The 14888-nt window shown below is 40.5% G+C and carries 14 protein-coding genes and 1 tRNA gene; 4 read left to right on the forward strand and 11 right to left on the reverse strand.

What is annotated here, in order from left to right; translation table 11 throughout:
* Positions 1 to 909 (forward strand): bifunctional molybdenum cofactor biosynthesis protein MoaC/MoaB, encoded by a 909-nt coding sequence (moaCB, locus tag OQ268_RS12245; RefSeq protein WP_265856430.1) that lies wholly within the window; start codon positions 1 to 3, stop codon positions 907 to 909.
* A gap of 70 nt (positions 910 to 979) precedes the next feature.
* Here moaCB and OQ268_RS12250 read toward each other — a convergent pair whose 3' ends face one another.
* The 4 genes from OQ268_RS12250 to OQ268_RS12265 form a co-directional block, all read right to left on the reverse strand.
* Positions 980 to 3106: a xanthine dehydrogenase family protein molybdopterin-binding subunit gene (locus OQ268_RS12250; protein WP_265856431.1), complete on the reverse strand. Its 2127-nt coding sequence runs from the start codon at positions 3104 to 3106 to the stop codon at positions 980 to 982.
* Between the two features lie 22 nt (positions 3107 to 3128).
* Positions 3129 to 4121 (reverse strand): FAD binding domain-containing protein, encoded by a 993-nt coding sequence (locus OQ268_RS12255; RefSeq protein WP_265856432.1) that lies wholly within the window; start codon positions 4119 to 4121, stop codon positions 3129 to 3131.
* Positions 4122 to 4126: 5 nt separating this feature from the next.
* Entirely contained in the window at positions 4127 to 4924 is a 798-nt protein-coding gene (locus tag OQ268_RS12260) for a 2Fe-2S iron-sulfur cluster-binding protein (RefSeq protein WP_322973996.1), read from the reverse strand.
* 420 nt (positions 4925 to 5344) lie between these two features.
* The gene (locus OQ268_RS12265) at positions 5345 to 7006 is read right to left on the reverse strand and encodes a 2,6-beta-D-fructofuranosidase (protein WP_265856433.1); all 1662 of its coding nucleotides are present in this window, start codon (positions 7004 to 7006) and stop codon (positions 5345 to 5347) included.
* A gap of 461 nt (positions 7007 to 7467) precedes the next feature.
* On the opposite strand from OQ268_RS12265, the gene OQ268_RS12270 reads away from it, so the two are divergent.
* Positions 7468 to 7794: a nuclear transport factor 2 family protein gene (locus OQ268_RS12270; protein WP_265856434.1), complete on the forward strand. Its 327-nt coding sequence runs from the start codon at positions 7468 to 7470 to the stop codon at positions 7792 to 7794.
* A 234-nt stretch (positions 7795 to 8028) separates the two neighbouring features.
* Here OQ268_RS12270 and OQ268_RS12275 read toward each other — a convergent pair whose 3' ends face one another.
* On the reverse strand, positions 8029 to 8313 hold the full coding sequence (locus tag OQ268_RS12275) for a hypothetical protein (RefSeq protein WP_265856435.1): 285 nt from the start codon (positions 8311 to 8313) through the stop codon (positions 8029 to 8031).
* Positions 8314 to 9154: 841 nt separating this feature from the next.
* On the opposite strand from OQ268_RS12275, the gene OQ268_RS12280 reads away from it, so the two are divergent.
* Both OQ268_RS12280 and OQ268_RS12285 read left to right on the forward strand, forming a co-directional pair.
* Entirely contained in the window at positions 9155 to 9877 is a 723-nt protein-coding gene (locus OQ268_RS12280; RefSeq protein WP_265856436.1) for a cytochrome b/b6 domain-containing protein, read from the forward strand.
* Complete coding sequence (locus tag OQ268_RS12285; RefSeq protein ID WP_265856437.1) at positions 9855 to 10646, forward strand: molybdopterin-dependent oxidoreductase; 792 nt, start codon at positions 9855 to 9857, stop codon at positions 10644 to 10646. The genes OQ268_RS12280 and OQ268_RS12285 overlap by 23 nt, the downstream gene beginning before the upstream one ends.
* Positions 10647 to 10677: 31 nt before the next feature.
* Here OQ268_RS12285 and msrA read toward each other — a convergent pair whose 3' ends face one another.
* From msrA to rseP, 6 genes are all read right to left on the reverse strand, one after another.
* Positions 10678 to 11340 carry a peptide-methionine (S)-S-oxide reductase MsrA gene (gene msrA / locus OQ268_RS12290; RefSeq protein WP_265856438.1) on the reverse strand — a complete coding sequence of 221 codons (663 nt, stop codon included), beginning with the start codon at positions 11338 to 11340 and terminating at the stop codon, positions 10678 to 10680.
* 10 nt (positions 11341 to 11350) lie between these two features.
* The gene (gene msrB, locus OQ268_RS12295; protein ID WP_265856439.1) at positions 11351 to 11851 is read right to left on the reverse strand and encodes a peptide-methionine (R)-S-oxide reductase MsrB; all 501 of its coding nucleotides are present in this window, start codon (positions 11849 to 11851) and stop codon (positions 11351 to 11353) included.
* A 439-nt stretch (positions 11852 to 12290) separates the two neighbouring features.
* A tRNA-Leu gene (locus tag OQ268_RS12300) sits at positions 12291 to 12370 on the reverse strand.
* A gap of 80 nt (positions 12371 to 12450) precedes the next feature.
* Positions 12451 to 12756 (reverse strand): DUF3817 domain-containing protein, encoded by a 306-nt coding sequence (locus OQ268_RS12305; protein ID WP_265856440.1) that lies wholly within the window; start codon positions 12754 to 12756, stop codon positions 12451 to 12453.
* Between the two features lie 98 nt (positions 12757 to 12854).
* Positions 12855 to 13394, reverse strand: a complete 540-nt coding sequence (locus tag OQ268_RS12310; protein WP_265856441.1) for an iron-sulfur cluster co-chaperone HscB C-terminal domain-containing protein — start codon at positions 13392 to 13394, stop codon at positions 12855 to 12857.
* Between the two features lie 79 nt (positions 13395 to 13473).
* On the reverse strand, positions 13474 to 14865 hold the full coding sequence (rseP, locus tag OQ268_RS12315; RefSeq protein ID WP_265856442.1) for an RIP metalloprotease RseP: 1392 nt from the start codon (positions 14863 to 14865) through the stop codon (positions 13474 to 13476).
* Positions 14866 to 14888 lie beyond the last annotated feature (23 nt).

Genomic DNA, 14888 nt, shown 5'->3' on the forward strand with positions numbered 1-14888 from the left:
ATGGTAAATATCACACACAAATCAAACACCTTGCGCATTGCAGTAGCGACGGCAACCGTTAGGGTATCTAAACAAGAAACGATTGAAGCCTTGGTGCAACGCAAAGTACCCAAGGGCGATGTATTTGAATTTGCTCGTGCAGCGGGACTTTTTGGCGTTAAAAAAACCAGCGATGTCATCCCAGACTGCCACCCACTTCCTATTGAATTTACGGCTATTACTTTCGAAATTATCGAATTAGCAATCGTGATTGCTGTAGAAGTCCATACTATTTATAAAACCGGAGTGGAGGTTGAAGCCATGCATGGCGCAAGTGTAACGGCGCTTACTATGTATGATATGCTGAAACCAATTGATAAAGGTATCACGATTGAAAACATCGGTTTGGTTAAAAAGTCTGGCGGAAAAACCGATATGAAACATTTAAAGTTTCCAGAACTAAAAGCTGCTGTAGTAGTTTGTTCTGATTCCGTTTTTGAAAAAAAGGCAGAAGATCGTTCTGGAAAAGCAATTATAGCGAGATTGGAAAGCCTTGGAATTGAAACGCTGAGCTACGACGTACTTCCGGATGATCTCGAAACCATTCGGGAAAAAGCTTCGTCACTGGCCACCAGCGAACATCAGCTGCTCCTATTTACCGGCGGAACTGGCCTCTCTCCACGAGATGTAACCCCAGAAGCTATTGCACCACTTATCGATAGAAAAATCGACGGAATTATGGAAACAGCACGTAGGTACGGACAAGATAGGATGCCTTACGCCATGTTATCGAGAGGTGTCGCAGGATTTATAAAAGATACTTTGGTTATCACATTACCCGGATCGAAAAGTGGTGTGACTGAAAGTATGGATGCATTATTCCCTCAAATCTTGCACCTGTTTAAAATAGCCAAAGGCGAGGGTCATTAACCGTCGCCAGGTATATTCAAAAAGCCTCATCAGTGATCAATTATAGGATAACTGATGAGAGTGAAAGCATCTAAAGTAGTTTATCTGGTGTAATTGGCAAACTTCTAACCCGCTTTCCGGTAGCATTGAAGATTGCATTTGCTACGGCTGCCGCTACCCCAACAATGCCGACTTCGCCAATGCCTTTAACACCCATCTTGTTTGGGATGGGATCGTTCTCACGGATAAAAATGGTTTCAATATCGCCAATGTCGAGATTTGCAGGCACATGATAATCTCCAAAAGATCGGGTAGCGAAATTGCCCCAACGTGGATCAATAACCGATTCTTCTGTAAGTGCCATGCCAATTCCCCAAACATTTCCCCCAATAATTTGAGAGCGTGCTGTTTTGGGGTTTAAAATTTTTCCGGCACCCGTAACGGCTAAAAAGCGTGAGACCCTGGCTACTCCGGTGTACTTGTTTACCCTAACCTCTGCAAAATTGGCGTTGAAGCTATGACTAGAATAATCGCCTGCATTAACAGGAGGCTTAGCATCTACCCTCGATTCAAATTCACGAAAGTTTTCACTCAACATCAACTGCGCTGCCGTTGGGCGGACGAAAAACTGCTTATCTGATTTGGCCAAAAGTTCATCTGTTATTTTAATACAGGCATCGTTTACTGCATTTGCAAAACTGGACGCACCAACAGAACCGACAGAACCTGCCGCAGGGGGCAAGTCAGAATCTCCAATAGAAATGGTTATGTTAGCCAGCGGTATACCCAAGCCATCCGCAGCAGTTTGAGCCAATATTGTATTCGTACCCGTACCCAAGTCTGAAGCTGCCAGCGCTACACTTGCCAGAACCACATCTCCATTGCGTTTTAATTTTATAAGTGCCGAGCTTTCTCGCTGTCTCGCCGGATAGGTACCACAGGCAACGCCATAGCCTATCCATTCATCACCCGACTGCTGCTGCCTCGGCTGGAACTTCCGTTTTTCCCAACCGAAAGCCTTAGCCCCCTCTTCTAAACATTGCACCGTAGTGCGTGATGACCATGGCTTATTGTTAGATGGATCTTTACTGGGTTCATTTTTAATTCGAAATGCAATCGGATCAATCTTGAGTTGATAAGCCAGTTCATCCATAGCAGATTCAAGCGCAAAACTTCCTGTAGATTTTCCCGGCCCGCGAGTGTATGTAGGCAGAATCAAGTTCATTGGCACTACACGATAGCTGATTAGCGAATTGGGAGTGTCATACATAATCTTCGAACCGTCGCCACACCCTTCTATATACTCGTTGTCAATCGCGGTATGTGTGGTGGTTTCATGCGCTAAAGACAACAATTTACCTTCTTTGGTTGCTGCCAGACTAATGCGTTGAAAATTTCTTTGACGAAATCCTACTGAATTGAACATTTGCTGACGGGTAAGGGCAAGCTTAACAGGTCGATCAACCATTTTTGCAGCAACCGCTGCCAACACCATATTTGCCCATTGCCCCCCTTTTGAACCGAATCCGCCCCCAATAAATGGAGAAATAATTCGCACATCTTCAGGTTTAATATTCAACGTTGCCGCAGCAGCCATTTGTGCGCCATTTACAATCTGAGAAGCATTATACAAAGTGAGCTTCTCACGTTCCCACACGGCAATACTTGAATGAGGTTCTAAGGGATGGTGGTGTTCTATTGGTGTTTGATAAACTTCAGAAATCTTATAAGTTGCATTTGCATAGGCTTGTTTCACATTGCCCCTCACAAGATCTGCCATCGCTTTATCCTTGGGCATTACAGCTGTTTTGGCCAGTTCATCAAAATCAGTTCTTCCGTTGGCTTTTTGATATTCTACCTTGATTAGCTTAGCAGCATGTGTGGCTTGCTCGAAAGTTTCTGCTACTACCATACCAATATGTTGACCATGGAAAACAATCTCCGGACTTTGCAGTAAGGCCCCGCCCCTCAAACCTCCCTTCTCATTTAATTTCGGCGCATTTTCATGTGTGATGATCGCCAGAACACCCGGAGTGGCCTTTGCCGCGGAACTGTCTATGCTCGTGATTTTACCTGCAGCAATCGTACTCTTGAAAATCACGGCATATGCCATGTCTTTCATCGGGTAGTCTGTTGCATATGTAGCTTTTCCTGTTACTTTTAGGATACCATCTATGCGGCTAATTGGGGTACCAGTTACTTGATCTAAGTTTTGCATGAAATTTCTTTTATGTGAACGATTAAGCCATTTTTCTCATCGCCATTTCTAGCGCCAGCGCAATGCTCTTTCTTCCCAATTCTATCTTGAAACGATTGTGCTCAAAGCCTTTAGCCTGTTTCATCTCTGCATCTGCAGCAAGTTTAAAATTTGCAGCAGATGGCGACTTTCCTATCAGCATCTTCTCCGCCGCTAATGCTCGCCATGGCTTATGTGCTACACCACCCATCGCTATGCGTACCTTGGTAATCTTGTTATTTACAACTGCAAGAGCAGCCCCAACAGAAACTAATGCGAATGCATAAGATGCCCGGTCTCTCACCTTAAGGTAATAAGAATGGTTTGCCATCTCATTTTTGGGAATGCTAATTGAAGTAATGATTTCTCCCGATTTTAAGGAATTGTCCTTTTCAGGTGCATCACCTGGAAGGCGATGAAAATCGCCGATGGCAATCGCCCTTACTTGGCCGTCCGCTCCTTGGACATGGACTACAGCCTCTAAAGCAGATAAAGCAACGGCCATGTCTGATGGGTACACCGCAATACATTGATTTGACCACCCAAATATTGCATGCATGCGGTTAATGCCTTCGATAGCGCCACATCCCGTACCTGGCGCTCGCTTGTTGCAGGGCATATTTACATCGTAAAAATAACTACAACGAGTGCGCTGCATTAAATTGCCACCATTTGTAGCCATGTTTCTAATCTGCGCAGAAGCACCGGCAAGTATCGCCTGTGTGAGTAAAGGAAAATGTTGCCTGATGAGTGGATGGTTTGCCGTTTCCGTATTTTTGCCCAAAGCACCAAGCTCAACGCCATTGCCAGCCAACTCTTTAACGTAATCTAATTGAATACCGTCGATAGAAACCAATTCATCTGGTCGCTCTACATCTTCCTTCATCAGATCAATAAGATTTGTTCCGCCCGCCAGGAATTTTGCGTTCGAATTATTGGAGGCAAGTCTTGTCGCTTCGGAGACTGCTTTCGCCGGTGTAAATTTAAAAGGTCTCATGGCATTTATGCTTTAAATTGTCCGGCAAATTGCCAGGTTTGTTCCACCGGCATGCCACTATTAATTTCTTGTATTGCAGCAACAATGTTTGGATATGCACCACAGCGGCATATATTTCCAGACATCCGTTCTCTAATCTCTTCCTTAGAAAGCGCAGTCGTTACAGGTTTACGCACATCTTTAGTTACATAGCTCGCATGCCCATCCTTCGCTTCTTTTATTAAGGCAACTGCTGAGCAAATTTGTCCGGAAGTACAAAAACCGCATTGAAATCCATCATGTTTTAAGAATGACATTTGCATCGGATGAAGTTCATTTCCTTCTGCCAAGCCCTCAATTGTTACCACCTCTTTTCCTGTACAAGTAGCCGCCAGTGTTAAACATGAGAGCACTCTTCTGTCATCAACAATTACGGTACATGCGCCACACTGACCATGATCACATCCTTTTTTCGAGCCTGTTAGTTCTAATCTTTCCCGAAGTGTATCTAATAGGCTCATTCGTGAATCTACCGTAACCTTTTTGCTAACGCCGTTAACTTTAAACGTAACATCTACACCGTTTTCTATAGCCAAAGGGTTAAGCTTTGAAGGGTTTGTAGACTCAATGGATCTGGCAAAAGCTTGCTCAGCACCTATGAGGTGTGTAATTAGGGCACCGCCGGCTGCAAAGCCCATTAACTTCATAAAATGCCTGCGGTTAACACCTTTCTCAATGATCTCTGTGAGGTCTTCAGGCATAAGTTCACTAAAGAGTTGTTTCTCCTCTTCAGTCAACTTGGTTTTTTTGTATTCATCGTTCATATCAATCAAAGAAAGTAGGTTTAGCACATGGCATAATATACCTTATCATAACAAGGCTTCAGGCAATTAGTTTTTGAAATGGGCACCAAGCATTGTAACTAATCAATGCATTTAGATGGATGCATTTCGGCACAATGCCACCGCTATTGGCAAAGGTTTGGAAAAAAATTCGGGTGCAACCAGCTTCCGAGTCTTAGTTGGAGATGGGTACTATCAGCATAGTATAAGCATAGCTTAAGTAGGGATAAAGCATAGATAGTGTACTACAATAGTACTAAATTGGTTTTCCTTCGAAATAAAGCACATTAAAGTTCAGTATGGATTGAAGAGATGAAAAGGGCAGATGGAGAAACTATCAACAAGCTAACATTATCCCACTATCAATTTTTACCTATCAGGTCTTCCTGCTTCCTTATTGATTTATTTCCAAATGGGTTTGACTGAAAAAACTTCCAGCGTTTCAACGTTAATGTTATTGCCCCAAAATTTAAACCCATCTTTATTGTTCCCGTCTACTTTCCTTTCCATTGAATACGAGTAGGCACCGCCATCAATAAATACTTCGATGGAAGTTTTATCGATATATATGTCAGCGCTAATTTCCATACTCGTCATTTCTTCCGGTGAATAAAACACACCATTGACCAGGTTAAAATTCATATCATAATCCAAAATCTTCTGTCCGTTTAAACTGATGCCTGCACTGGTAGCATGAGAAAGTTTTATCTTGGTTCTGATACGACATGTTGCCACGTTATTATAGGCTCTTAAATGCTCATTTGCAGCATCACTTTTTAGGTTGGTCCATTTGTTCACGCTCGAGAAAAGCTGATTTGTTTCTTTGATAGGCTCACTGAATAAACGAACACCATCTTTTGTCGATTTTAGCTTAAGTTCAGTCGGCATCAGCATCATGCCATTGAAAGGCATCCCCTTATGACTAATTCTACTCCATCCTATCTGTATCCTTCTGCCGTCAGACTTGGGGATATTGGTAAAAGTTTGGGCCGCATAGATGGAACCGGTAACGTAGTAATGTTTACCAGACTCCGGGATAAACTTCTGTCCATCAAAAGAACCGATCATATAGGTATTGGAGGCGCCATACATTACCCATTTTGTTTTTTTGGGGTCGTCATCAATTGGTAGTTCAAATAAATCGGGGCATTCCCAAAACCCTGTTGTGTGGCTTTTGTAATTCCATTCTTTCAAATTAGTTGAATTATAGATTGAATGCCCATCCCTTTCATTTAAAACCATTACCCAATGATTTCCTGGCGCATACCAAAAAACCCTTGGATCTCGGGTATCTACACTGTTCCATTTTGCTTTCGAATCGATAACTGGATTCTGAGTATATTTAGTCCATGTTCTACCCTTATCCAAACTATATGCTATACATTGCGTTTGTTTATCTGCTGTATTTGCAGTATATGTGGCCACCATTGCAGGTGTTTTACCTTTATTAAATCCGGCAGTATTGTTATAATCTATAACTGTAGAACCAGAAAACATCGTACCATGTTCATCAGGAAGCAAGGCGGTTGGTAATTCTTCCCAATGAACCATGTCTTTGCTTACAGCATGTCCCCACGACATGTTTTCCCACTCTCTTTCGAAAGGGTTATGTTGATAGAAAAGGTGATACTCTCCCTCATAGTAAATCATTCCATTTGGATCATTAATCCATCCTCTCTTAGAGGTGAAATGAAATTGAGGCCGGTTTTCTTCATGATAAAGCATAGCCTGGGCGTTAATTTCATCAGCCTGATAAATCTTGCTCAAAGCAGCTCCGTCTCCTTCATAAGAAATTTTAACCGTTTCCCCCTTCAACGCAGAAACATCACAAAAAACCCAATATTCTGGTTCGCCAGCTGCCAAACGGATTACAAAGTACCGTTCCTGCTTACCGTTAACTTCAAAAACCATCTTTTTACGCTCCTGTTGGTGTGAAACCGGTAGGTTTAGATATCTCTTACTAATTGCTATGCTAATCTCTGAAGCAGATCCAACAAAGCTGGTGCATAAGGCAATAATGGAAAGTAATACTGCTTTCGGCAGAATTGAGGTATTTATCATCATCTGACTTTTTTTATTTCCTGTTTGATAAAATTTCTTTTGAATATAATATCATTGTATTAATGCATAGTGTAATAGCTAATCCAAAGGGTTGATTGCTGTCAGTACAACTTTAAGTCTTTGGCGAGATTAAACACCTACTAATTTTTAAATATAAATCTTTGTTATAGTAATCAAAAACACCTGGGTTTTGCTAGACACATTTATTTCCTGTTTTTGATTCGGTAGATTGTAACTAAAATGCACCTTAAACATTGTTAGCCTAAATATTATGCATAGAATTTTATGATACAGGTTCTTATAACAACAACAAAGATGATACAATCATTAGATTCAAAATAGCGAAGTATTGATGATTTGATCCCTATTATATTCGAGCGACATTTAGCGTTAAGGAATATGAAATCTGTTCGACTTTGCGTGGTTCACCAATTATTCAATACTAACATTTAGTACCTTTACGAATGAAAACAGGGAAACAGGAATTAATTGAGAAAGCTTACGCTGCTTTTAACCGGAGAGATATTGACGAGGCACTTATGACCTTTCACCCAGATGTGGAATGGCCAAAAGCATTTGAAGGTGGTTATGTGCAGGGGCATAGCCAAGTAAGATCTTACTGGACCAGACAGTGGAGTTCCATTAATCCAACCGTTGATCCAATACAATTTTCGGAAAGAGAAGATGGAACCATGGAAATTACCGTACATCAAAAGGTAAAAGATCTCGAAAATAATATCATTTTCGATGGACTTGTGAAGCATATTTACACCGTGGTAAATGGCCTATAACGAAAAATGGAGATCGAAGGAAAATAACATCGTAACAACCGCAAAGTAATGAACTCAAAAATACTGGGTAGGTTGAAAGGCTTATCATTGCGGCATGCTGGCTAAAGGTATCATCAGATCTACTTAACTTGAACATGGAGAAGGCTTGTCTATTGCAATGAATCCAGACATCAGCCTAAACATTTTTCATTGATGAAACTTAGGTAGGAAAGGCGAACCTTCCCTACCCGCTTTCTACATTTTTCCTTTAGCGTCTTTGCTATCAGACATTTTGCCGTCGGACATTTTGCTGTGAGACATTTTTGCTTTTTCCATTTTAGCTTTTTTCATTGAATCAGCTTTCATTTTAGACATCTTACTTTTATCCATTTTATCCTTGCCCATCTTATCTTGTTTCATTTTAGACATTTTCTCTTTCTCCTGTTGCGGATTGCTTGCGAAAGTTGATGTAGAAAGTGTTACTACTACCATAGCTGAAAGAAATAATTTACCTAACGATTTTAAAATGTGATTTTCCATGTTGTTATGTTTTTGTTTCTCTCGTAGTCGAATCGTCTGCTAGGTCCTTACAAAAAAAATTATGAACTTTGTCTTCGGTGATACGTCCACTTACAATAATTTGCTATGCAATTCGATTTTTCTAAATCAGACCAGTGAACCAAAGCTGCAACCGATGACTTCAAATCTTAATTGCAGAGGCAATTGGTAAATCTATTAACCTTATTGAATCCGATGTTGGGGTTATACATCGGATTTCAAATAAATGAGGTGAAATTTGCTTGTGGTAACACTTCACCAATAAGTTGCAATCAAAGCAGGGTTAGCTATAACCTACGCTAGCGGCGCTTGTTGGGCCACTATAAATAATGATTTTTTCTTATTCTATTAATTTGATTACCTTACGTATGAGATAGCAGCTAACAACCAACTATTTACGTAAATAACACCAAATATTTTTTATTTTTCTGTAAGGAATTTCTGATTACAACGACAAATGCGTCATGGGCATATGTTCAAAATAGCTGCATCGTTGCTTGCTGCAAGATTGCTTTAAATTGGATTGAAAAATTGAACGTTTGATATCGATAAAAAGATTATGTTTCTGATGGATTTATTATGCGTAGAACACCCATGTTCGTAAAGCGGATGGAAGAGCCTAAACAATTATAGAATATCTGGTAGATTTATTAGTGAAAGTTTAAGATACAACCAAGGCCTTGCCTATACCAGCAAGTTTAGCAAAAAGAATAGGGTTATTGCCTAATTGATGCGAAATTTTAAAGAACTTCAAGAATTAGCAACCAGATAACGGTTTGAAAAAATAAAAATTAGGCAGGTAAATTTGATACAACATATTTAGATGAAAGAAATTAAAGAAAAGCATGCATTTCTAATGCGTTGGACACACTGGGTGAACTTCCCAGTGCTCACAATAATGATCTGGAGTGGGCTATTTATCTATTGGGCAAATGATGCTTATGGCATTTCTATTTTTGGGTTTACGCTGATCAAATTTTTTCCTGAATGGTTTTATAAGTATTTTCATATCCCCCACCGGCTTGCCGAGGGTATGGCATTCCATTTTCTTTTTATGTGGTTCTTTTTTATAAACGGATTACTCTACATTAGTTACACCATTTTCTCTGGCGCATGGAGATCACTTCTTCCTAACAAAAACTCGTTTAAGGAAGCTTGGCAAGTACTACTCCACGACTTACACATCAGAAAAACCATCCCACCTCAAAAAAAATACAATGCAGCCCAGCGGATTGCCTACAGTGCTATCATCTTAATGGGTGCTGGCTCTATCATTACAGGCCTGGCCATTTATAAGCCTGTGCAATTCTACTGGCTCTGTTGGATTTGTGGTGGCTATCACTTTGCCAGGATTATTCATTTTGCACTAACCATTGGCTATGTCCTATTTTTCGTGATACACATCCTTCAGGTGGTTCTGGCTGGATGGAACAATTTCCGTTCTGTAATATCCGGATTTGAGGTTGTAGAAACCGAACCTGCCATCAAGGAGCAAGAAACATTAATACCAAATAACGAAGATAATGAAAGCAACAGACCAAGATAAAATCAAAAAACCCCTCAGCATCGAGGAGAAAATAAAGCGAAGAAATTTTATTTCCTTTGGTGCTTTCATCGCCCTTGGTGGAGGTGCTGCGGCAGGCTGGAAGTGGCTTCTAAACTCGCCCGAAGAAAATGCGGGCATAACTGGTGGAGCGAAGGCACCGCTTAGAAAGGCGCTAAATAAAACTGAGGTCTTCTTCCGGAATTTTTTTAGCAATAATCATTTGGTTAAAACCTATCCAAAAGAGCGGGCGGCAAAAACGGTTAGGGTTAATAGTTTAATTGGCATTAATAACGACCAAGATTTCGACATCGGCACTTGGAAACTGGAAGTTAAACTCAATAGACTGGAATCACTAAAGATTGGTATAGATGAGATTAAAGCATTACCAAAAACTGAGCTTATTTTTAGTTTCAAATGCGTGGAAGGTTGGGATCAGATCCAGCACTGGGGTGGAGTCAAAATGAGCGAGTTTTTAAGCCATCATAAATTAGATAATCTGGCGAAGAAAAACTACATGGGACTGGGAACGCCAAATGGCGACTATTATGTTGGGCTTGAGCGTGACAGTGTGCTCCATCCTCAAACAATTTTAGCCTATGAAATGAACGGAAAGCCTATAACCAATGATCATGGTGCGCCATTGAGATTAATCATTCCGGTAAAATATGGTATTAAAAATCTGAAAAGAATTGGAGTGATGTCTTTTAGCGACCAACGGCCTAAGGACTACTGGGCAGAACAGGGCTACGATTACTATTCCGGTTTATAAAAAAGGGGGATCCAAAAATCCCCCATATGTATTAACTTTTTTCTTTAAACGCGGGCTTAATCAGCTCGCTCATGCTTTTTCTTAATTTCAAAACTTTCGGCCTAGACACATTTTGAATGTACCCGCTGTTGGGATTCAGCTTGTAGTAATCTTGATGGTACTTTTCCGCGGGATAGAACACTTTGATGGGTACAATCTCCGTTACGATTTTATCACCATAATGGTGACTGGCATTTACCTTGGCTTCCACCTGTTGTAGTATTTTCTTTTCTTCAGGAGTTCTATAAAATGCTACCGAACGATAATCCTCCCCTTCATCAGGACCTTGTCGGTTTAATGTGGTGGGGTCGTGGGCATAAAAGAATGCTTCTGAAAGCTGTGCATAGCTAATTACCGTTGGATCGTAGTAAACCTGCACCGATTCTGCATGGCCGGTTTTATCTGAGCAAACTTCTTCGTAAGTAGGATTTTTCAAGGTTCCACCAGCATAGCCAGACACCACCTTATTTACTCCTTTCAATTCGCTCATACCTTCAGATAAGGCCCAAAAGCATCCGCCAGCAAAAGTGGCCACTTGCTCACCGGCATTGGGCTCAGGTAACGTAGCAAACCCTTTCTGACTTCTGGTGGTCTGCGCATCTGTACATGAAGCAAGGAAAACAAATCCAAGCAACCATAATTTATATATTTTCATGGCATTAAAATTATTTGGAAGGAACAAACTTAAGTGCATACGAATTCATGCAGTATCGTAAGCCGGTAGGTTTCGGACCATCGTCGAATACGTGGCCCAAATGCAGGCCAGTACTTGCCTCAACCACTTCGTCTCTAACCATGCCATCAGATGTATCACCAACAATTTTGATGGCACTCGGATCAATAGGTTTAAAAAAACTGGGCCAGCCCGTACCAGATTCAAATTTGGTATCTGAACTGAATAGTGGCTTACCCGTGGCGGCACTTACATAAATTCCTTTCTTATGATTATTCCAAAAAGGATTTTTGTATGGCGTTTCCGTTCCGCTATTTACCATGATCTCATAGGCCTCTGCAGAGAGTATCTTCCTCCAGTCGGCTGATGTTTTAGCCTCGGGATATTTTTTAATATCTCTAGACATGGTCTGTGCTTCTGTGCTTTTATTCTGTCCACAGGCATTTAATGCCAGTCCCAGAAAAAGGGTGCTTAATAATCTTAAATTTCTCATATCTCCCATTGGTAGTTATAAAACTTAAATCCTTACAACAGCAAGCGAAAAATATTTAATTAATTGCGCTCACCTACATTAAGTTACGAATAAACTTATGTGGCGGTTCTTCATGAAACTGTAAACCTAATACGTAAGAGATCGATAAGTGATTTGTATTTTGGGGAAGATTTATTCCAGGAAGATTTAAGGATAACAGCATCAAGTGCCTGGGATTACGGCGATTTTATTCAAAAAACCAATATGAACGTACCTGATTATATGTTTTTGTGAAGCAAATGGCAACCAGGATAATAAGATTAACTAAAGCTTTTCGCGGTGTTTGAACAATGTTTAAACAAAACTCTAGTTTTTTATTATTTGTGCTAAGATAAAAGCGGCTCTAAAAGTGTTTAAAGCCGCTTTTAAATTTTTTCTTTTCTAAGTAAGAAAAGAACCGTACCCAGCGCCGGAGTCGAACCGGCACGGTTTCCCACAGGTGTTTGAGACCAGCGCGTCTACCAATTCCGCCAGCTGGGCATGTGTTGGACGGGGTTGCAAATGTAGATAACGGTTATCAAAATCACAAAATTATTTTCAAATAAAATGTAATCCTTTCACTATATGCCACTTGCATTTCTAGGGCGTTCGTCTTTCAACCGCTTATCAACAATAAATGGGGCAAACGGTAAAAGTGAAGCCACAAAGATGGTGAGTGCTTTGGTAAACTTCCATTTCTGCTCTTGCCAAGCCATAATCAAAGTTGAACCATAGGCAATAAATAATATTCCGTGTACCCACCCGGTATATTTTACCACTTCATTGTAATGCAAAAGGTATTTAATGGGCATAGCAATAAAGAGCAAAGCGAGGTACGAAATACCCTCTGCTACAGCAACTTTTCGAAATAATGAAAGTGAACTCATAGATACTATTTTCGTGCGAATGTAGTGCTTAGTTACAACCAAACAAAACCGGCCGCGATGTTTTGACAATGTTGTGTTAGGCAAAACCTATCACCATGCTACACCTTGGGTAGGCGTTCGCGAATGCGGGCAATATATTTTTGCCGGTAATACAAATCTTTGATAGACGCAAAAAAAGTTTCAGACTGTTTGGGCTGGGCATCAGATTGTTCCATCAATGAATTTAATTCTTCTTTCAAGGATTGATCAATCTCATCAACCTCCATAACAATAGCGGTCATTTTGGACGGGTCTGGATCGAATTCTAAATCCATCAGCGCTTCATTCACCTCCATCATATCCATTAAAAAAGATTGCGGCAGCTGATAGCTTTCATCTGGCTTCACAATATTATTGATCTCCAGAACATATTTCAAGCGCTTTTGCTTATTGCTTAAAGTCTGGAACGCTTTATTGTTAAGCGTAGATAGTTCCAACACCTCCTGCTGCTTTTCCTCGCTTTCGTTAGCATAAAAATCGGGGTGAAATTGCTTACTTAACGCATAGAACTTGGTTTTAATAAGCTGCTGATCTGGATTAAATTGCACAGGCAATTCGTAAAAATCAAAGTAATTTGGTTGTTGTTGTTCTTCGCTCATAAAGAGATTAAATTAAAATGCCGCAGTAGTTTAGGTTACAATTAACCTACACACCTGCGGCATAAAACTATCTAGGACGTTACTTTCCGAAAGATTTTAAAATATCGTTACCAAAAGCAAATACCATCAAACAAATTAAAATTACAAAACCTACAATTTGTGCCTTTTCAAGCACTTTTTCGCTCACCGGTTTACGTTGTACCATTTCAATTAATAAGAATACCACATGCCCGCCGTCTAAGCCAGGTATTGGAAGCAAGTTCATAAATGCAAGTGCCATTGAGATTAGTCCAGTTAGCGTCCAGAATTTAACCCAGTCGAAAGTGCTGCCATATACCTTAGCAATACCAATCGGACTGCTAATATTCCGAGCACTAAGCTTGCCGGTAACCATTTTCCCGATACCTTTAGCATTATCTACAAAAGTACTCCAAGCCATTCCGGCACCAATTGGTAACGATTCGGCAAAGTTGAAATCTACATGCGCAGTTTCAGGCATGTTGCTAAAGTTCTGTGCTACACCAACAGTACCTTCTTTACTCACCTTTACGTTAAAAGTAATTGGTTTACCCTTACGCAATGCACTAATCGCAATTTGCTTATTTTTATTTTGCGCAACCTCTTCTTTAAACTGATCGAAAAAAGTAATGGGCTTTCCATTTACAGCTAGAATGCTATCTCCAGGTTTTATTCCCGCGGCATAGGCCGGATATACAGGTTTCTCAAACTTCCTTCCAAAGATTTTGTCTAAGAACGACTGGCGATCTGCTTTCTCATCTGGTGCCAATACCGTAGATATGCTCCCCATTTTGTACCTCGGGGTAATAAAATTCTCCTTATCGTTTTTAGATATTTTGTTTAAAATGGTATCTGGAACCGTTACGTACAACGTTTTATTGTCACGAAGCACAGTAAGCTGGGCGCCGTCGAAAAGCACCTTGCTCGAGATGGCATCCTCAAACTTAATCAGTTTACTGCCGTTAATTGCCAAAATTCTATCGCCATTTTGCAAGCCTATTTCCTTACCAATATTGCCTACAGAGATTCCATCTGTCAATTTTTCGTTTACCGTATAGGTTTGTCCGTATTTAAAAGTAAGCATCCAGAAAATAAAGATTCCCACAATTACATTTACGATAATACCACCAAGCATTACAATTAAACGCTGCCAGGCCGGTTTAGAGCGGAATTCCCAGGGCTGCGCAGGCAAAGCCATCTGTTCAGTATCCATGCTCTCATCAATCATTCCAGCAATTTTTACGTAGCCGCCTAAAGGAAGCCAGCCCACACCGTATTCTACATCACCCTTTTTAAAACTAAATAGCTTAAAACCCCAGGCATCGAAGAACAAATAGAACTTTTCTACTTTAATACCAAACGCCCTAGCCGCCAGGAAATGCCCTAATTCGTGGAGTATTACCAATAAAGACAATCCGAGCAACAACTGCCCCGCCATAATCAATCCATTCATATTCTATTATAAAATTTTTAGGT

It is taken from the genome of Pedobacter sandarakinus, assembly GCF_026240095.1.
Taxonomy (GTDB): Bacteria; Bacteroidota; Bacteroidia; order Sphingobacteriales; family Sphingobacteriaceae; genus Pedobacter; species Pedobacter sandarakinus.